Genomic DNA, 20,242 nt, shown 5'->3' on the forward strand with positions numbered 1-20,242 from the left:
TTCGCGCAGATAAAACATTTGTTGCTGACGCTTCGCTTTCGCACAGATAAAACATTTGTTGCTGACGCTTCGCTTTCGCGCAGATAAAACATTTGCCGCTGCCGCTTCGCTTTCGCGCAGATAAAACATTGTTGCTGACGCTTCGCTTTCGCACAGATAAAACATTTGTTGTTGACGCTTCGCTTTCGCGCAGAGCAAAGCTTCTTGGGGGCGTCCAATGAGCCGCTTCGGCCGACACGATGTAGGTCACGAAGGCGTTATCACAGGACGTGATGCTCTTAGCCTTCGTTCTTCTGACTGCTCGCTCCAGGGTCTCATTTGTGACGCAGTGGCGATGAACCTTTATGTAAGACTGGCAAAAATTAAAACTTCTATCTGCAGGAATATTTTTCATACCAACAGATAGAAGTTTTTTGTCACACATTCCGTTTATAATTTTTTGTACCATCATATGAATACAGTATTGGCTTTCCATCCACATATGTTTCTAAATGAACAGGACGACCCCATAGCTGATAAATATATGGCAAAACGTTTTCTAAATAGCGTGGGTCTAGCTCCATTCCCTCATACCCATGCAATAAATAGAGCTCTCCGTTACGGAGGTAATCCCCATTTTTAACAACGATATATGGGAACCCCCCGTTTACGCGCATCGATATGAGCTGATCTCGTACCATTTCATGATCCTTTTCTGTAATACGATACTCATTGCCCTTCTTCTGGAACAAATAAAGATCCTCTTGCTTTGTTAAATCCTTCGTTAAATAGTTGCGAATAAAGGAGATATCCGACTCTATCTCTCTTACCTCAAACATCTTCTCTCGACCTGAGTTCGGTTGAACCCCTAACTTTATCATCTCTTCCGTTGGATGATTATAGCGATGTTCAATATCCTCAAAAATTTTCACGCCAAGGTAATAAGGATTAATGGATGTTTTTGAAGGCTGCACAACACCTGCATTTAATTTTGCATATTCAATCGTCTCCGCTGTTGTTAGCTTAAGCTCACGCATTATACGTTGGTGCCAAAAGGAAGCCCAGCCCTCATTCATAATTTTCGTCTCTAATTGTGGCCAAAAATAAAGCATTTCCTCACGCATCATCGTTAATATATCTCGCTGCCAGTCCTCCAGTTCTCGACTATGCTCCTCTAAAAATAACAACAAATCTTTTTCGGGCCTTGGCGGGAAGTTCTTTATTTTTCGCCTTATCAATTTATACTCTTTTTCCTTATCATCTAAACGCCATAGATCATCATACGGTGATCTTGCTGGAAGAATTTCTTCATCAAATTCTACCTCCGTATTCCAGGACAATTTTGGTCGTAAAAGGGATGGATCAATATGCTCCTGAATCGCTAAAACTGCGTCTAAAAACTGTTCGACCTCATCCTTTCCATATTCCCTCTCGTACCCAGCTATCCGTTCAGCTGTTGCAGTCATGCTCTCCACCATATCTCTTCTAGTATTGGAGAAGCGTACATTATTTTTAAAGAAATCACAGTGCGCCAATACATGTGCAATAATTAACTTATTTTGTGTTAACGTATTTGTATCAAGTAAAAATGCATAGCATGGATTTGAGTTAATGACTAGCTCATAGATTTGGCTTAGCCCTAAATCATATTGAAGCTTCATTTTATGAAATTGTTTGCCAAAGCTCCAATGCGAAAATCGAGTAGGCATACCATATGCGCCAAATGTATAAATAATATCTGCTGGACAAATTTCATAGCGCATTGGAAAGAAATCTAAGCCAAAGCTTGAGGCAATTTCTGTAATTTCATCAATCGCTCGTTGAAGCTCTTTCATTTCCATTTTTCCGCCCCCTCCCTTGAACATGATTACTTACCATAATTCAACTTCGGTCACCATTTAAGATTCACTTTTTTTGAAAAAGCTCTTTAAGGCATCGTAAACATCGCCTTTTTTCCTCAAAATATGATACCTAAATTTAGGGTCATCTATTTTTTTGTATGTGTACATAAGTGTAGAAAAGCGGTTATGCTGATTGACTTCACCATACCCGAACATGCTCGATACGTCCATTAACTCTCCGACTAGCTTCAAGCACTTTTCATTGTCCATTGAAATATTTTCACCATCAGAAAAATGTACTGGATAAATATTGTAGCGAGAAGGATTATACTTTTCCCGAATTAGGTCTAATGCTTTTATATAAGCAGATGAGCAAATGGTTCCTCCGCTTTCTCCCTTCGTGAAAAATTCATCTTCTGTCACTACTTTCGCCTCTGTATGATGGGCAATAAACTCAATTTCTACAGTTCCATACTTTGAGCGTAAAAATTTCGTCATCCAGAAGAAGAAGCTCCTAGCACAATATTTTTCGAAGGAGCCCATCGAGCCACTTGTATCCATCATCGCAAGAACCACTGCCTTCGATTCAGGTTTCTCCACTTCATCCCAAGTTTTAAAACGTAGATCCTCATTATGAATCGGCGTAATTTCTGGTTTACCCTGCATCGCATTACGCTTTATCGCATTAAGGATTGTGCTCTTTTTATCAACATTCCCCATCAGACCTTTTTTCCGGATATCGTTAAACTCAATTTTTTCCGTTTTAATATCTGCTTTTTCTTTCTGTTGTAAGTTTGGTAGTTCAAGCTCATTAAATAGCACATTCTGAATTTCTTCCATGCTTACTTCAGCTTCATAATAGTCATGACCTGGCTTGTCACCAGCTTCTTTTCCTTGACCATTAGCCTGATTGCCTCTGCTAGCATCACGTGCAACCACATCACCTACATTACTATCTCCTTGTCCTTGCCCAACATGCTTGGAATTATCATAGTTATATCGAATTTTATATTCATCAAGTGAACGTATAGGAATTTTAATAACCTCTCGACCATTGGACATCACAATACTTTCCTCGCTAACTAAATCAGGTAAATTATTCTTGATAGCATCTTTCACTTTTTCCATATGACGTTGCTGGTCCTGGTGCCCTTTACGATGGAGGGACCAATTTTCCTGAGAGATGACAAAGCGTTTATTTTCGTGTTCAGTCATTTTTATCCTCACCCATCTATCAAATTTGCTTTTTCTATACTATGCTAGTAATTCGCTTTCTTGAACTTCTTTAGTAAAATCAATTACACTTCGTTTTTTAAATGAAGATAAAAGGAGTGCCCTAAAATGGGACACTCCTAATCACTCCTATCAATAGTCTTCATTTTTCCATTGAATAGGTCGAAACCATTAACGGTTTAACAGACTACCTACATATTGCAATAATTCATTAGCAGACGTTGTATTATAGCCATGTTCATCAACAAGTCTTGCTACAACCTCATTAATTTTCTTCAGTTGTGATTCATCCGGCATTTTCGAGGATGTTGTAATTTTTACGACATCCTTGAGATCCGCAAATAGTTTCTTCTGGATTGCTTCTCGTAATCTTTCATGAGAATTATAGTCAAAACGTTTTCCCTTTCGAGCATAAGCAGAAATACGAATTAATATCTCCTCACGAAATGCTTTTTTTGCATTTTCCGAGATGCCAATTTGTTCCTCAATAGAGCGCATTAATTTTTCATCAGGATTCATTTCTTCACCAGTCAAAGGATCTAAAATTTTATTTTTATTACAAAACGCTTCTACATTATCGAGGTAATTATTCATCAATGTTTTTGCAGACTCTTCATACGAGTAAACAAAAGCTTTTTGTACTTCGTTTTTGGCAATATCATCATACTCTCTTCGAGCAACTGCAATATAGTTCATATATTTTTCTCGATCTTCCTGAGAGATCGAAGCATGCTGGTCAAGCCCATCCTTTAGTGCGCGCAGAACATCTAACGCATTAATAGATGGTACCTCTTTTCGGATAATAGCAGAAGAAATACGATTAATAATATACCGTGGATCAATACCGTTCATGCCTTCGTTTGGAAACTCTTTTTTAAGCTCCTCTAAGTCAACGGAATTAAATCCCTCCACATTTTCTCCGTCGTACAGTCGCATTTTTTTAATAAGATCCACACCTTGCTTTTTCGGTACTTCAAGTCTTGTTAGAACCGAAAAGATTGCTGCGGCCTTCAATGCATGTGGCGCAATATGAACATGTGCCATATCGCTTTCTTTAATCATTTTTTCGTAAATCAGTTCTTCCTGACTCACTTTTAAGTTATACGGAATTGGCATGACAATAATACGTGAATGTAACGCCTCATTCTTTTTATTTGAAATAAATGAACGATACTCTGTTTCGTTTGTATGCGCAACAATTAACTCATCTGCACTAATTAATGCAAATCGACCTGCTTTAAAATTACCTTCCTGTGTTAAAGACAGTAAATTCCACAAGAATTTTTCATCAAGCTTTAACATTTCTTGGAACTCCATCATACCTCTGTTTGCCTTATTTAGCTCACCATCAAAACGATAAGCCCGAGGGTCAGACTCTGAACCAAATTCTCCGATTGTTGAGAAATCAATACTACCTGTTAAATCAGCAATATCCTGTGATTTTGGATCTGATGGCGTAAATGTTCCTATGCCCACACGTTTGTCTTCAGAAAAAGTAATACGTTCAACCATCACATTTTCAATACGTCCATCGTACTCTTTTTCAAGACGCATCGTATTTAAAGGCGATAAGCTTCCTTCAATTCGTATACCATACTCCTCATAAAAATCATTACGCAAATGATGTGGAATTAAATGAAGAGGATCCTCATGCATTGGACATCCCTTAATGGCGAAAACTGCACCTTCATCTGTTCTCGAAAATTGTTCGAGTCCGCGTTTCAACAAGGTCACTATTGTTGATTTACCACCACTAACTGGTCCCATTAATAACAAAATACGTTTTCTAACATCCAATCTTCGTGCTGCCGGATGGAAATATTCCTCCACCAGTCTTTCAATTGCTGTTTCAAGCCCAAAAATTTCTTGCCCAAAAAACTCATACATTTTTTGCCCATCGCGTTCCTCTACACCAGCACTTTTTACCATATTGTAGACGCGTGAATGGGCTGTTTGAGCAACTTCAGGTCTTTCCTTGATAATATTTAAGTAATCTGCAAATGTTCCTTCCCACTTCAGCCGATTTTCTTCTTCGCGATAGCTTTTCACTTTATCTAAAATGTTGATAGCCTTCCCTCCATTCAGGGCTTGATTTATAACATAGTATGAAGTAAATGACATTATGATGCCGAATACTTTTTTGCATTCTTTAAAGATTTCTATGCAAAGTGCCTAACTACACCATTTACTAAAGGTTTTTACGTAAAAAAATCATCCTATTCCCCTGAATGAAGCTAAAAAATCCATCTACATTTTGTCCAGTAGATGGATTAAAATTATTTAACGTCGTCTCCTAATACGTTCTAACAATAATCCATCCGACTGATTATTTTCACCTATGACAAAATCCTTCATATAGTAAGTTAGGTAGTCTCCAAACTGATTAGTTGTATTTTTCAATAGTTCATCAACATAATAAGCACCTTTCTCAATATTATCTTTTAGTAAGACAGCTAAAGATGCATAAACGCCACATGCAACTTGAAAATACGTAGCATTCGTTTGAAACTGAGAAAAAATCTCTTCGTTTTTCATAACATTATACATATATTTCTCCCGTCCTTTATAGACAAGCAAAATACCGCATAAATCCTCTCCATCCAATGGAGCATTCAGTGGGTCAAGCACTTCCATTTCAAAATCCCATAATACATCTAAATCATCAATATTAGATGTTATTAACTCAGTAGTATGCTCATTGACTTTATAAAGAAACCCACTTTCCACATTCAACATTTTTCCTAAGCTATACACTTCTTCATGAGGCATTAAACAACCAAAAAATTGTTTATCCCCTAGCGTCACTTTAAATTCTACGTCATACACTTTTTCGTATAAAAATAGCGGAGTTCTTTGACTCATGAACATGGGATAGCTCAATATAGCTTCATCTAAAAAACATTCCGGTGACCAAGTTGTATAAATAACATTTTTCTTGGCTTTGCTTTTATCCTTAAAGAAAGAACTATCATGCTCAACAATATAGCAAGCTACTAATGAATCGTCGTCCACTTCCTTTTGCAATTCAAATGCCATCCATTGTACAACACCAGGATTCATGCCAGAACACACTATTGCAACTGCATTTGAAATTTCCTCTTTGTGTTTTTCTAAATGCCTAATCCTTTCAATCAATCCAAAACCCTCATACAATTCCTCATTTTCATCTATAAATGGATTTTCTAATGCTGTATTTACATAATTAATGCCCAGATTATTACAACATTTCATCACTTCCACTGTATCCGCCCAGGAAACATCAATGACAACAGTAGTATTTGTTTTTTTCAGATGTTCCATTAATGCTACTTGATTAATTAAATCAAATTGATGAATGACAAGCTGGTTTTTTAAATTTGGATATAAATGCGCAAGAGACTTCTGATCAATTTCTCTTTTGTCTACTAAATGAATTAAGCTTTTTTCGATAATAGGATTAATAGGATCAGACTTGTCTTGAACTGTTTTATTTAATATCGCAAGTACCGCTTTCGCAACACCTCCGCAGCTACCTAGTATCGTAATAGAATTGTTATATACTACCATTCTATCACCTCACTTTCCTATAAATAGCATATGTATTAGAATGCATTTGACTTAGGTAGTAACCTTTCAAATAAGCGTTATAGATTGGCAATTTATGATGTGTAAAAGGACTTATGAAAAAATCTTTTTCGGTTATTCTAACTGTAGAAAGGAGGTCCATTATTGAATCGGCATTTTATTTTCCTGTTATCATGGATGTTATTATGGAGCTTTACTCTCCCCACTGTTGCTTTAGCAAAAGAAGAACCAACCCAAGAAGAAATTGTGCAGGAACGTATGGCCTATTACGTACAATTTGACGAGTTACTTATCCCATGGCATTTCTTAGCAGCCATTGACCAATATGAACGAAATTTGCAATCTGTTCGTAAAGATATTCCGAAACGAGATGGTATCGTTGCCATTCAATTTTCTGATGAATATTGGTCAGGTGCTTTAAATCCTGTACGAGATGATACTCGCCCAGAAACAATTAGTTACTTTGGCGGGATGGGATTAGATGGCAATGGTGACGGAGTTGCCAGCCCAAAAGATGATGTCGATATAATTTTCTCCATGGCTACATTTTTAAGTAAATTTGGAACAAGTGATGAGGATTTTAAATTAGCTTTATGGGAGTATTACGGAAGTGAACAGGCTGTAAATCAAATCTTCACCATTTCCAAAATGTATAGTCATTTCAAAACAACTGAGCTCGATGCCCACACATTCCCCGTTTCTACTAATTACGATTACAGTTATCGGAGTACATGGGGTGCCAATAGGGGCTGGGGTGGACGCCGTATTCATGAAGGCACAGATATTTTCGCTAGCTATGGTACTCCAGTACTTTCTACCTCCTATGGAGTAGTGGAAATAAAAGGCTGGAACCAATTTGGTGGTTGGCGTATAGGAATTCGAGATAATCATAACTCATACCATTATTATGCCCATCTTGGTAGTTATAATAAGAAAATTAAAGTTGGAGACCTTGTCGAACCTGGTACTGTTCTCGGTACGGTTGGTAGCTCTGGCTATGGTAAAGAAGGGACATCCGGAAAATTCCCGCCTCATCTTCACTATGGCATATATAAGTTCAATGGACGTACAGAATGGGCATTTGATCCGTATCCATCATTACTACAATGGGAACGACTAGCAAAAAAAGCAAAACAATAATTACAAAAACATTTTAGAGTACTTGCTGCATTTTTACAGTAAGTGCTCTTTTCATTAGGTAGGTAAAAATTCATAAAGGCATTAAGTAGTTTTCAGAATTTTACTAAATATATATATATTTAACTACTCGCATCATTAACACCAAAGTGTTATTGTACTAAAAAACTATTTTTATTTTTTCCACCAAAAGTACTTATTTATAAATAGATTTAGTTATAAAATAATATTTGTAATATAACAATTGAAAAAGGAAAGGATGGGAAAGATGAAAGAGAATTTTCAGTTTAAAACACTTAAAGCCCGAATATTAAGTGCATTTCTTCTTTTAATCGTATTAGTTGTTTGTTTTAATACCTATACTTACATTTCCAATTCTAAGATGGAAAAACAAGCAGAAGATTTAGTGAAGGAAGATTTAATTGTCTTAATGGCAAGTAAAAATTTAGCACTGTCTGTGAACGTTCGTCTCTCTGCAGCTTTAAGCTATGTTGTATCAGGTAATGAAAAATACATAGAAACTTTTAATGAACATCGTAAAATTGCTGAGGAAAGCAATAGCATCATGGAAAAATACGATAAAAATCCTGAGCGTGAGGAGCTGGTAGAAATGGCACGCGAGTGGAGCAACCGTGTCAATACCGAGGTATTCGATGTCTATAAAAAAGGCGATAAAGAATTAGCAATAAAAAATTTAACGGCTACTAATGATCTTGTAACAGAAGTTCGTGATGGTTATGAAAAATTAGCCAATACTCGCTCAGCTGAAATTACGAAAGTAGGAGAAAACGTAGTATCTACAAGCTTAAACAATAAAACAATTGGGCTGATTGTTAGTATAGTATTGACAATTGTAGGTATTCTAATTGCCATAATCACTGCTAGCAAAATTTCTAAGCCAATTACGATTGTCTCAAAGCGTATGAGCGAATTAGCCAATGGTAATTTACAACATGAACTACTTCCAATAACTAACCAAGATGAGATTGGTCAATTAATGCTTTCAGCGAATGAAATGAATGAAAAATTAAAGCAAACGATCAGCTCTATTCATACTGTTTCCGAAACAGTAGCAGCTAGTAGCGAAGAGCTTGCTCAATCTTCTAATGAAGTACAAACAGGTACAGAACAAATTACCGTGACTATGCAGGAACTAGCCTCTGGTACAGAAACACAAGCATCCACAGCAGGTGATTTAGCCGAAACAATGGCTTCTTTCCAACATAGTATTCATGAAACAACACAAGAAGGTATTGAATTAAAAGAGCACTCCGATCATGTGCAAAATCTAACAACTACAGGTAAAGAGTTAATGGTACAATCCACACAACAAATGGCTGCCATTAATGAAATTGTTTTAGATTCAGTGAAAAAAGTTGAGGGTTTAAATGTACAGTCCGCTGAAATTTCCAAACTTGTTTCAGTCATTGACGACATTTCAAATCAAACAAATTTACTTGCCTTAAATGCTGCCATCGAAGCTGCACGTGCTGGAGAGCATGGAAAAGGCTTTGCTGTAGTAGCCGATGAAGTTCGTAAGCTTGCAGAACAAGTCCAATTCTCTGTCACTGATATTTCAACAATCGTCAACCGTATTCAAGGTGAAACGGGCAATGTAACAACTGCTTTACAATCAGGCTATGAGGAAGTAAAAAGAGGAACAGCACAACTAGATCAAACAAATGAAACATTTGAACAAATTTCGGTAGCTGTTGAAGATATGATTCTTAATATAAATACCATTTCAGGCAATCTAAATAAAGTTGCTCACAGTTCCAAATCCATCAATGCAGCCATTGATGAAATGGCTTCTATTTCTCAAGAGTCTGCAGCTGGCGTTGAACAAACAACAGCAACTGTTGAGGAAACAGCCGCTACTATGGAAGAAATTTCAAAGAGCGCAAATCAGCTCGCTGGAATGGCTGAAGAGTTAAACTCACAACTACAGCAATTTAAAATTTAAAATATAAGTAGCTCATCACCTAACATGTGGTTGATCTCCGTTCCGACCGGGTGCTTTCCTGGAGGCGCCTCAAACTGCTGGGCTTACCCGAGCAGTTTGAGTTGATACCTGATCACTTCGTGGCGACACCTGATCATTTCTCTGGCACACCCGAGCACTTCAAGTAGCTACCAGAGCATTTGTAATCTCTACCGAAAAAAGCTATCTCGACATTACGTTCGAGATAGCTTTCTACTTTAAGATAATCTTATTGCCAATGTCTAATTGGTACCCTTTCAAGCTCATAGCGTTTAATAATAACACTAATTTTCTGAAACCATTCCTCACATAACTCTAGCGCTTCTTGATAGTCATCCTCTTCCCGTGATATCGGCTCACTGTTATCCATAAAAACATATTCTAAAATAGGGTCAGATAAGTTATCAGCTACAATTTTCAACGTCAATTGAGATACTTCGTTATCCTCAGCGTCCTCTTCATCTAATTCCTCTTCTATATCGTGATCTTCCCCTAGTAATGAGCTACTTATTAAGTTATTACTAGTTCTTGCAATATACATTTCGTCCTCTACTATAGCAACTTCATAAATTTTATTAAAGGGGATTTCTTGTTTAATCAATTCCTCTTCTAAATGTTCTCTACTTGCGAGGAAAAGTGTATTTGTAGGCTCATTTAATAATAAAGCACTTAAACAATCATTTGATATGATGCAATGTGTATGAGGAATAGCCATTAGCTCCTCCTCACTTGCCTCTTTCATTTCATTCAACCAGCTAATATAAATATAACGTTCTTTCACATACCGAATAACACCTGCTATTACTAGCCCTAAACCAATTAAGAAATAAACCTTACTAAATATGGCTGTTTCGACTGCATTTGCTAGTAATAAATAGATAAACCCTAGAAAAAAGAGAAAAAAGGTTTTCATCCGTATCCCACCTTCAAAAGATAATCAATAGAAAAATTGCATCCATATTAGTAGAAATTTTATTCTAACGATTATCTTTTCATTCTTAATTTCTGTGGGAATTATCTACATTGCTAACACTAACATCAAACTTTGAAACGGATTGTAAATCTTTGAGATATCCTCCTCGATTTTATTCAGGGCATAAAGAAAAAACAGCTACAACGCAATTATAAAACGTTGTAGCTGCTACTATGATTTTTTAATAATCATTCACCCCTAAATGATTATTCGTATAAAAGTTACTTATCCATTTATTGTCATAACTAGGACTGCCGGTACAAATGATACAGTAAACATACTCACATACCACAAAGATGTACGGCGTAATGAAAAACGAACTTGTTTCTTTTCTGCATAAAAGATATCTAACATAACTGAAGCAACAACAAGTGGGATCGTAACACATGCGATAGCAACTAATAAAATATCTAAACCAAACATAAAAACACCCCTCTGTTCGTGAACATTTATTTTCCCTTTGTGACAACTTTGTGTCAATTACATTGTACACAATTTCGCCACATTTTGTCAACTAGATTTAATTAAGAAAATTTCGTTTTTAACAGTATTTTTTAACCTAATCGAGAAATTCACGTAAAACCGCTTGCAAAAAAGCAGCTACAAAATTGCAGCTGCTTTGTTATTCATTATTTTAATCTCTATATTTATATGTCAAACCTCTTAAAAAATTCCTCACGAATCGATCGCCACATTCCTTATAGTTGCGATGACCTGGATTTCTTAAAATGGCACCTAACTCGCCTTTCGAAACGCTAACGCCCCCATCATATAAAAGATCTAACATGTCTTCGCTCGTTAAGGCTAATGCAATTTTAACTTTCTTTAACAGCATATTATTAGGGCTTTCTTTCCCTGAAACAGGTAGTGGTCCTTCAGGCTCACCAGGCTTAGGCTTTTGTGGTCCTCGTTTAAATGTAATAAATCCATTTAAGAAAGCCTCTACCATTTTATTATTACATTTGATGTATTCTTCAGGTGCTTCTTCCTCATCATTAATTTTAATAAGCATGTTCAATACTTCTTCCTTTGTAAAATCCATGCCACCTAGCTTAAAAATTTCAACCATGTCCTTATTTTTAATATCTAGCGCATATCGCAAACGAATTAATATATCATTATTCGTCATTTAAAAACCTCCTTTATGTATTAATAAAGCCTAAATTATAAAATGCCAGGCTTAATTATAACAGAGAGCATCACTTTTTCAGCTAGCTTTCTGAAATTCCTATTATATTTAGACTGCGCATTTCCTTCTTTTTAAATGTATGAAAAGTAAACTCTCGACCATTCTAATCACAAGGAGGTGAGAAAAATGGCTAACAATAATCGCAGTTCAAATAAACTTCTTGTACCTGGTGTACAACAGGCAGTAGATCAAATGAAATATGAAATTGCTCAAGAATTTAACGTACAGTTAGGGCCAGAAGCTTCTTCTCGCGCAAACGGTTCTGTTGGAGGAGAAATTACAAAACGCCTCGTAGAAATGGCTGAAAAACGTTCAAGAGGTTTATGATAAGAACAAATGCGTTAAAGCGCTAAAGAGCCCGAAGCAAAAATAAACGCTCTACCCTTTTACCCGAGGGATCGAAGTGACCTTGGGGATGTAGCGCTTTAGCCTAGACGACAACGTCTATTAAAGCTTCCTAAAAAGAACGAATCCCTTTTGATTGGAATTCGTTCTTTCGTGTTTTCATTATTTTATTTCAACCGGTTGTAAATCCTCATTTGAACCCTTTTTTAAAGTCAGCATCACGATAAAGGAAATGCAATATAAAGCAGCTAAGTAGATCATAACGACCGTCATATCATAGCTTTGAAGAATATGACCTACAAAGATCGGTGAAAACCCTCCAATTGCTCTACCAAAGTTAAAAATCGTGTTTGTAGCTGTACTTCGAATTTGCACCGGATAGAAGCTACTAATTAAAGCTCCATACCCTGCGAACATACCATTTGAGAAGAAGCCGACAATCGCGCCACCGATTAAAATAGCGACACTTCCCGTTGCATAAGAGTATAAAAACACAGCACATGCAGAAGCAAGTAAAAAGATACCGAAAGCTCGCTTTGCACCAAATCGGTCCATAAATCGTCCAAATGTTAACATCCCGATAATCATGCCAACTGCTGTACTAATTGTCCAAAGTGCCGAGCTTGAAACCGATAATCCTTGAGATTGCTGCAACATAGATGGCAACCAAATCATTAAGCCATTGTAACCAGCAATTTGAACAGTTGCCATAACAATTAATGAAATTGTCGTTATCGACGTTCGAGGCGTTTCAAATAGTTGTGCCAGCTTACCTTTTTCATGTTGCTTATCGATTTTTTTATTTTTCTGAGCAGCCAGCCACTCTGGTGATTCCTCAAGATTTTTTCGCACAAGAAATGCGAAAATAACAGGTACCACACCAACAAAGAATAAAGCTCTCCACCCTAAAGTCGGAAGAATAACGGCACTTAGTAACGCTGCTAAAATAACTCCGTATTGAGCACCTACACTAACATATGAAGAGGCTCTTCCTTGCTTATTCTTCGGCCAAGCCTCGGCAACAAGAGCCATACCAATGCCGTATTCGCCACCTGCACCAAGACCCGCGATAAATCTATAAATATAAACTTGTTCAATATTCGTTGCTAATCCAGTTAAAGCTGTACCAATAGCAAACAATAAGATGGTATAAGTAAATATTTTCACACGCCCATACTTATCTGCTAAAACCCCGAAAATGATGCCTCCTAACAGCATACCAATATTCGTTACAGAAGAAATGAGCCCACCCGTTGCGAAATCAATGTTAAATTCCGAAATAATCATTGTCATCGCAAAGGAGATAAACATAATGTCCATTCCTTCCAACGTTAAGCCAGCTACTGAAGCTACCACTGTTTTCTTACGATAATCCATTCTTACAATCCTCCAGTTTTCATTGTTAAAATCTCTTTTACCTATTTGAGGGAATGGATTACACAAGTCTTGTCCATTCTCTTTTGAAGCCTCACGGGACTCCCTTTAAAAGAGGTACTATAAATCAATTTCGCCTTGGCGTAATTGCGTCCGGAATCGGCTTTGTGCTTGCACAAAGAACTCCTTTCCGATTTCCGTGACATCCGCCGGAGGCTTTATCTTCATTCAGTGGGTGTTTGGACAACCTTTGAAAGGGAACCATAAAAGCATTCATCTCACTACCTTTAGAGGTGTGGGAGTCTTCTACTGAATGAAGATAAAAAAAGCCCTTCTGTCGTAGAGGACAAAAAGGGCATACCAAAGCAAAGATATTATTAGCTTAAAAATATCACGTAGCCCTTTTCAGCCTCTCGGACCGTATTAAAGGAAATTTATTTCGTGATACATACTAGCAGAATAGAACATGTGATGTCAATAGCCGTTTCATGCTATAAAAGTAGATTAATATACTTCATTAACCCTCATAAATAAAGAACTTCTTATATAAATCCATATAGCGAATGGGCGAATGGGCGAATACTCGTTAACAACTAGCAAGACATAGTTCGTATTTGTGGTACTACATGACCCAATGATATTCATTGATTACATTCTAGATTTTCACGTAGCTGTTCCTACCTCCTTGAACTTCAATCCATTAATTCTGTTTTTTTCAATAAAATCTTTAAAGTTTTTTGTACAAAAATAAAAACAATTAATTTTAATGTCTCTAAATAAAGTTTCATTTTCTATTTTTTCTAAATTAAATCTGATGTTTTCACCTCGTAACATTGCAAGAGATTCTTGCATATCTAAACCATCAAAATTAATTGCTGTCACCACATTCGTTAAATTTATATATATATATTCCTCTGAAATGCCTTTGATTTTTATTGGGAAGGTTTCTATAATGTCAGAAAACTCCTCAATAAAAAGCTTTTCAAATTTCTTTTTTACTATAAATGTAGCTCCATAACAACGAGAATCAAAATCTAACAATTTTCCTCTATTAAGTTTACCTTCTGAGATACCAAAAACCTCTTCGTTCCAATCCAGAGTAATCTTCTGTCCAGTAAAAGATGCAAAAAGATTAACAGCTTCTTTCTCATTCAAAAAAGTTAACTCTTTAAAATCATAGTCATTTCCAAATCTATATACTTTCATTAACAACACCTATTTTTACTAAATTTTAACATTAAATAATAGATCATTCCTTATATTCTCTAGTTCTGTTAGCACCGCTTCTCTCGCTTTTGCTCCACCAAGACGTTCAGCAGCCCACATTTTAGACATAAAAAGATAATGATGTGACACAATTACAAATGGCTGAAATGCTAAATGTTTCGCAAAATACCTATAGTCAATATGAGACTGGTAAATTTGAATGGACTGCTAGCACTTTAATCAAAATTGCTGGTTATTTCAATCTCAGTATTGATTTCTTACTTGATCGAACAAACAGAAAAAATAGTAATGTTGAAAATAGTAAAATACAAAAATAAGTTAGATTTGTAACGAAAATGCAGAGAATTGCGATTAAGTAAAGTTGCAATTCTCTGCATTTTTAGTATCCATTTTCATAATCACTATCAATACCAGAAAAGATTAAACAGTCTTAGCCATTTAGAGTTCAAAGCTCAAGCCGCTTAACGTTATTTTATTTCCAATATCCACCTGACAGGATGCAGTTCATTTTAAAAAAGTGAAATACTTAGATGGTCATGAATCATTCTATTTCTTTTTCACTTGTTGCTTTCCCTTTATTTATCCCCTCTTGCTTCTTTTAATAATTCTTCTGCATGATCTAATTCATAGTTTAAAAGATCATCGACATCGTCATCTTTTCCTTTTAGCGATAAAGCTTTTTCTAAATACATTACTCCATCCTCTAATTTATTATCAGATAAAAAATATTCTCCTAAAATGCAAGAGCTTTTAATAGAATAAATAGTATCATTTTCTTCGACTGCACAATTATAGATTTTTTTCAAAATTTCAATAGCATCATCAAAATTCCCAACATCTAGTAATCTCAATGCCTTATTTAACTGTTTTTTATTATCCAATAAAATTCTCCTTTTATTTAATTGATATTGTAGTAACTCCCCAATTTGATATCAACTTAATTAATTTCAACATCATTTAAATAAGTATCCGAAACTATCAAGAGCATTTGCGATAATGTTTCGCAAAATTCCTATATGATATTGGTATATTATGATCTTTCATCATTTTTTAGTTGTTTCTGTAAATCTTTCTTTGTAAAGTTTAAGTTGCCGTTTGCATCCCGACAACTATTAACCCAATCTTTAAATTGTTTATTCCATCCATCTGCATGAATTGTGCGCATTTTACACTATAATAGCTAGGTTGTTCAAGAGCATTGCCAGAAACCAGCAATGACCTCTCCTGTTTCATTATGCCTATATAGATATAATGCACCGTACATAAACACATAATCCATATTATCACTATAGCCTTCCTCCTCTATTTGCAGAAAAAAGGAATAATTATTATTTTCTAACTCTTTATAATAATAACTTTTAGATTGAATAAGACGTGGTTCTCCCAAAACTTTAATAAACAAAAAATTATTCTCTTGGTTTTCCGAATAATCGCTTATTGAATTCATACCTAAATCTAAAATACTTTTATCAGTATTGCTTCCAATTTCGGAGTATTTATGTTCTATAACCCTTACTTCAATTGAAGGATAAATATTATTTTCCAATAAAGTATCAAAATTCTTATGAATAATAATAGAAAGCATAACATCCTCTTTTTCTGGATGAACTAGAGTTGCATAAAACCTGTAATCATCAGGTATTTGTTCTTCAATCAATTTTGGAGGATTACCACCTATTCTACCTCTCACATGATCATCAAAAGGAATACATTGAGCAAACAATTAAAATCCACCCTTCCATTTTATTAGTTTTTAAGGACATTTTATAACACCTTGTTCCTTAGCAACAAAATTAATTGCATCCGAAAGTCTTATCAAAAAGGCAAAGGCAAATATTCATAAAAAATAGTAGCAATAATTCGAAAAGAATTTATGCTACTCTTTTGATGTAAATATATAATAACCACCGAGTTTCAAGTGCTTAATGCCCCCATAATGTATATCAGATTATTATGGTGTCAGTGTTAATTATATTTTAGGGAAAATAAATGAGAGACAGACCTCACCCAAAAGGGGAATAATAAAAAAGAGTAGCAATAATCCCCAAAGAATTTTTGCTACTCTTTTGATGTAAATATAAATATTTTCACAAGTAAATCCACTGAATTTTTAATCTGTACGAATCATATTGTTCTGTGAAAAGTTGCAACATTTTTTCTCTTTTATTTCATAGAGATTGCTGATTTCACTACAGTGTAAGATCTTTAATTACGCTCCGGTATAAGATGCTTTAGCGTATTAGCATCTGCTGAAAATCACACCACTGTACTTTTGCCATATACATTTTCAATTATATATATTCGATAACCTTTAAAAATACAGGATCTGTATCAACCTCTATTAAACCTTTAATTACTGGAAACAAATCTTTAATAAGTGGATGTTCAATATTTTCCACATCTAAACCCATTCTTTTTCTTAGTAAAAGGGGGGCTAATATTTCTGACGGTAAAAGCATTTTGTCTTCTCTATCAAATTCTTGGTACATTTTTGTTCTACTTAAATGAAATTCACAGGCTTGATTTACAGAAGCATTTATATCTTTCTTTGTTTCATCCGTCAAATCGTTTAACAAATTAGAATATATGTCATTAAGCGGTTTTGGGAATTCATGAGGAATTTCTTTATCCTTATAAAATATTGAAAACATTTTGTTAACAAACTGGCAAACTGATTCAGGTGGCTCTACAGTAAAATCTATTTTCTCAGGAGAGGTATACTGCAACAATTTATGTGCTTTATCTACTTCTTGTAAAATTAATAGATTACAAGCAGACAAACATACATCAACAAACCATATTGGTTTAATATCTCCCATTTTTTCTGATGCATATAATAGATGATCTATTGTTCCCCATAACATACTTTGTTTAAGTGAATATGAATACTCCCCCTTATTATTAAAATAGCGTTCTAAAAAGTCAGCACAATACCATGTGGAAAGTGTATTACATGCAATGCCTAAGGAAATAAAATCATTTTTTTCTTTAGGGCTTTTCAAAAATTTTTCTATAATCGTATAGCTTTCTTCATACATAAAAGACCGTTCTTTTTCTACAAATCCTTTGCTCCATCTCTTAACTTTACTCTGTATTTTTTTATAAAGATTGTTTTCCAAACCTAATTCCCTCCTTAAGTACACCATTTTTTACCTCTTACCTTTCGCATTACCTGTCTCTGATTTCACTGTTTATTTTTTTTTGCCTTTCTAGAGGTATACAATAGATCTTCAACAACTTTTAGATTTTTTTTCAATTGTTTCGAGTAAATACGTACACCTCCATTTACATACTCAAATCTAAATGTCCTTGTGTGTAAAACATTTATTTTTTCTTCAAAGAAACCGTCTCTAATAATAGTTTGAATAGTGTTGTTATCATTATATAAATATCTGTCAGTCCTAAACGTTTCTTCGCCTATATCATCGTCCCTTGTATAATATATTACTTTTTCTATCACAGATCCTTTATATATTACACAATATACTTGACTTAAAACCATTTCGTCATCATCGTTATTTAGAAATCTAAGACAAATTTTCTTTTCGACTTCATTTATAATGAATGAACTTCCCCAGCCCTTATTTTCAGCATGATAAGAAAAATACAGTTCATTTTTTTTTAGCCTATTCACAATAATTCCTTCCTTACATTTCGGCTCATTTTTATATATTTTCGGCTTTGGTAATTGATTTAATTCATATTGATATGGATATAATTCGAGATATGAATCGCTCCAAAGAACTGTTTCATTTCCTATATCTTCAACTTGATTAAGTAACACTTTATATAAGGATTCGTATTCTTCGAAAATTCTTACAATCATCTCGTAATCTTTTTCTATCATCTTGTACACTTCCCTAATTTTTTAGTTGTTATTGTTTCCCATGTCCTTCCTTTGTACAGTTCTTCATTAATTCATTTTTTTGCATCCTATATCAAAGTTAATTACATATATGTTAATCATATAATTACTTAGGTATTATTTGGTTATTTTTATCCGTAAATATGCTAATAAACCATAGTTAAAAAGTCAACATCCATACGAACTATTATTCTGAATAAACAAAAAATAATACTGAAGGTCGGGAAAATTTGAATTTTAGTAGTTAGATATACTGTGTGAGCGAAGGATAAAGTGATACTTTAAGCAGTGGGGGGATCTTGCTTTACGGACAGTTAATGTGGGATCAATCAGAAGGGCTTAATTGCAAAAGAAAATGGCACGGAAAATATATCCGTACCATTAAAAAGACAGCTTCTTTAAATTAAAACTAATTATCGCTTAAGGCTTTAAACTTTCTTCCTTTTAAATATCGCATTCCACATGTACAGAGTGGATGTGGCAACATAAGGATGCTGGTGGGTTTATTACATTCTTAAGAGTTACATCATTTCACTGTCCCCGGCCCATCAACATTCTTTTTCAAAGTTATCAAGCAATGCACGCACTTCATCTGTTGATTTCGTGTTCATCAATTGATTTCTTAATTCACCAGCTCCACGGAATCCTTTGACATAAACTTTGAAAAAGCGATGCAGCCCTGTGATTGAACGCGGTAGTTCTTCCGCATATTGATCTTGAAGATCAAGCTGCAGTCTTAATAGATCAAGGTACTCTTTACTGCTATGCTCTTTTGGCTCTTTTTCAAAAGCAAAAGGATTTTTAAAAATACCTCGCCCAATCATAACGCCATCAATTCCGTATTGTTCAGCAAGCTGAAGCCCAATTTGACGGTCAGGAATGTCTCCATTGATTGTTAGTAGTGTATTTGGTGCGATACGGTCACGTAATTTTTTGATTTCCGGAATTAGCTCCCAATGCGCATCTACTTGGCTCATTTCCTTTCTTGTACGTAAATGAATAGAAAGGTTCGCAATATCCTGTTTTAAAATATGCGTTAGCCACTCTTCCCACTCATTGACATCGTTATAGCCAAGTCGTGTTTTCACGCTGACAGGCAGTCCGCCCGCTTTTGCTGCTTGAATAAGTTCTGCCGCAACGTCAGGACGCAGAATAAGGCCACTACCTTTCCCTCTCGATGCCACATTCGGTACAGGGCAACCCATATTAATATCGATGCCTTTAAATCCTAGCTCTGCCATGCCAATACTCATTTGACGGAAATACTCGGGATTATCCCCCCAAATATGTGCCACCATTGGCTGTTCATCTTCTGTAAAAATCAAACGACCACGCACACTTTTCATGCCCTCTGGATGACAATAGCTATCCGAGTTTGTAAACTCTGTGAAAAATACATCCGGTCGACCGGCTTCACTTACTACGTGACGAAAAACAACATCTGTCACATCTTCCATTGGTGCAAGTACAAAAAATGGTCGTGGTAAATCACGCCAAAAATTATCTATCATGTCAAACTCAAATCCTCTCACTA

Annotated in this window: 20 protein-coding genes; 4 read left to right on the forward strand and 16 right to left on the reverse strand. The window is 35.3% G+C overall.

What is annotated here, in order from left to right:
- From ACVWXS_RS17515 to ACVWXS_RS17535, 5 genes are all read right to left on the reverse strand, one after another.
- Positions 1 to 451, reverse strand: a 451-nt coding sequence (locus tag ACVWXS_RS17515) for a hypothetical protein (protein ID WP_456959395.1), incomplete at its 3' end; no start/stop codon positions are given.
- Positions 417 to 1,820: a SpoVR family protein gene (locus ACVWXS_RS17520; protein ID WP_368638289.1), complete on the reverse strand. Its 1,404-nt coding sequence runs from the start codon at positions 1,818 to 1,820 to the stop codon at positions 417 to 419. The genes ACVWXS_RS17520 and ACVWXS_RS17515, both read right to left, overlap by 35 nt.
- A 57-nt stretch (positions 1,821 to 1,877) precedes the next feature.
- A complete protein-coding gene (gene yhbH, locus ACVWXS_RS17525) occupies positions 1,878 to 3,035 on the reverse strand; it encodes a sporulation protein YhbH (protein ID WP_368638290.1) in 1,158 nt (385 codons plus the stop codon).
- Between the two features lie 189 nt (positions 3,036 to 3,224).
- The gene (locus ACVWXS_RS17530; protein WP_374967651.1) at positions 3,225 to 5,120 is read right to left on the reverse strand and encodes a PrkA family serine protein kinase; all 1,896 of its coding nucleotides are present in this window, start codon (positions 5,118 to 5,120) and stop codon (positions 3,225 to 3,227) included.
- A gap of 213 nt (positions 5,121 to 5,333) precedes the next feature.
- Entirely contained in the window at positions 5,334 to 6,599 is a 1,266-nt protein-coding gene (locus ACVWXS_RS17535) for a saccharopine dehydrogenase NADP-binding domain-containing protein (protein WP_456959397.1), read from the reverse strand.
- A gap of 162 nt (positions 6,600 to 6,761) precedes the next feature.
- On the opposite strand from ACVWXS_RS17535, the gene ACVWXS_RS17540 reads away from it, so the two are divergent.
- Positions 6,762 to 7,757, forward strand: a complete 996-nt coding sequence (locus ACVWXS_RS17540; RefSeq protein ID WP_456959398.1) for a M23 family metallopeptidase — start codon at positions 6,762 to 6,764, stop codon at positions 7,755 to 7,757.
- A gap of 265 nt (positions 7,758 to 8,022) precedes the next feature.
- A complete protein-coding gene (locus ACVWXS_RS17545; protein WP_456959400.1) occupies positions 8,023 to 9,717 on the forward strand; it encodes a methyl-accepting chemotaxis protein in 1,695 nt (564 codons plus the stop codon).
- Positions 9,718 to 9,964: 247 nt separating this feature from the next.
- Here ACVWXS_RS17545 and ACVWXS_RS17550 read toward each other — a convergent pair whose 3' ends face one another.
- The 3 genes from ACVWXS_RS17550 to ACVWXS_RS17560 form a co-directional block, all read right to left on the reverse strand.
- The gene (locus ACVWXS_RS17550) at positions 9,965 to 10,648 is read right to left on the reverse strand and encodes a hypothetical protein (RefSeq protein WP_456959402.1); all 684 of its coding nucleotides are present in this window, start codon (positions 10,646 to 10,648) and stop codon (positions 9,965 to 9,967) included.
- Between the two features lie 285 nt (positions 10,649 to 10,933).
- A complete protein-coding gene (locus tag ACVWXS_RS17555) occupies positions 10,934 to 11,131 on the reverse strand; it encodes a hypothetical protein (protein ID WP_068986356.1) in 198 nt (65 codons plus the stop codon).
- Between the two features lie 211 nt (positions 11,132 to 11,342).
- Positions 11,343 to 11,837: a YehS family protein gene (locus ACVWXS_RS17560; RefSeq protein ID WP_068986357.1), complete on the reverse strand. Its 495-nt coding sequence runs from the start codon at positions 11,835 to 11,837 to the stop codon at positions 11,343 to 11,345.
- A 186-nt stretch (positions 11,838 to 12,023) separates the two neighbouring features.
- Here ACVWXS_RS17560 and ACVWXS_RS17565 point away from each other — a divergent pair, with 186 nt between their 5' ends.
- The gene (locus ACVWXS_RS17565) at positions 12,024 to 12,224 is read left to right on the forward strand and encodes an alpha/beta-type small acid-soluble spore protein (RefSeq protein WP_068986358.1); all 201 of its coding nucleotides are present in this window, start codon (positions 12,024 to 12,026) and stop codon (positions 12,222 to 12,224) included.
- Positions 12,225 to 12,404: 180 nt separating this feature from the next.
- On the opposite strand, the gene ACVWXS_RS17570 is transcribed toward ACVWXS_RS17565, so the two are convergent.
- The gene (locus ACVWXS_RS17570; protein ID WP_456959403.1) at positions 12,405 to 13,619 is read right to left on the reverse strand and encodes an MFS transporter; all 1,215 of its coding nucleotides are present in this window, start codon (positions 13,617 to 13,619) and stop codon (positions 12,405 to 12,407) included.
- A gap of 660 nt (positions 13,620 to 14,279) precedes the next feature.
- Positions 14,280 to 14,822 carry an imm11 family protein gene (locus tag ACVWXS_RS17575; RefSeq protein ID WP_456959404.1) on the reverse strand — a complete coding sequence of 181 codons (543 nt, stop codon included), beginning with the start codon at positions 14,820 to 14,822 and terminating at the stop codon, positions 14,280 to 14,282.
- A gap of 143 nt (positions 14,823 to 14,965) precedes the next feature.
- Here ACVWXS_RS17575 and ACVWXS_RS17580 point away from each other — a divergent pair, with 143 nt between their 5' ends.
- Entirely contained in the window at positions 14,966 to 15,160 is a 195-nt protein-coding gene (locus ACVWXS_RS17580; protein ID WP_223554806.1) for a helix-turn-helix domain-containing protein, read from the forward strand.
- A 258-nt stretch (positions 15,161 to 15,418) separates the two neighbouring features.
- On the opposite strand, the gene ACVWXS_RS17585 is transcribed toward ACVWXS_RS17580, so the two are convergent.
- The 6 genes from ACVWXS_RS17585 to ACVWXS_RS17610 form a co-directional block, all read right to left on the reverse strand.
- Complete coding sequence (locus ACVWXS_RS17585; RefSeq protein WP_456959406.1) at positions 15,419 to 15,724, reverse strand: hypothetical protein; 306 nt, start codon at positions 15,722 to 15,724, stop codon at positions 15,419 to 15,421.
- 149 nt (positions 15,725 to 15,873) lie between these two features.
- Positions 15,874 to 16,008: a hypothetical protein gene (locus ACVWXS_RS17590; RefSeq protein ID WP_456959407.1), complete on the reverse strand. Its 135-nt coding sequence runs from the start codon at positions 16,006 to 16,008 to the stop codon at positions 15,874 to 15,876.
- A 24-nt stretch (positions 16,009 to 16,032) separates the two neighbouring features.
- Positions 16,033 to 16,566 carry a hypothetical protein gene (locus ACVWXS_RS17595; protein ID WP_456959408.1) on the reverse strand — a complete coding sequence of 178 codons (534 nt, stop codon included), beginning with the start codon at positions 16,564 to 16,566 and terminating at the stop codon, positions 16,033 to 16,035.
- Between the two features lie 568 nt (positions 16,567 to 17,134).
- Positions 17,135 to 17,962 (reverse strand): hypothetical protein, encoded by an 828-nt coding sequence (locus tag ACVWXS_RS17600; RefSeq protein ID WP_456959409.1) that lies wholly within the window; start codon positions 17,960 to 17,962, stop codon positions 17,135 to 17,137.
- 65 nt (positions 17,963 to 18,027) lie between these two features.
- Complete coding sequence (locus ACVWXS_RS17605; protein ID WP_456959411.1) at positions 18,028 to 18,690, reverse strand: hypothetical protein; 663 nt, start codon at positions 18,688 to 18,690, stop codon at positions 18,028 to 18,030.
- Positions 18,691 to 19,256: 566 nt separating this feature from the next.
- Entirely contained in the window at positions 19,257 to 20,219 is a 963-nt protein-coding gene (locus ACVWXS_RS17610) for a tRNA dihydrouridine synthase (protein ID WP_456959412.1), read from the reverse strand.
- Positions 20,220 to 20,242 lie beyond the last annotated feature (23 nt).

Source organism: Lysinibacillus sp. TE18511 (assembly GCF_054062295.1).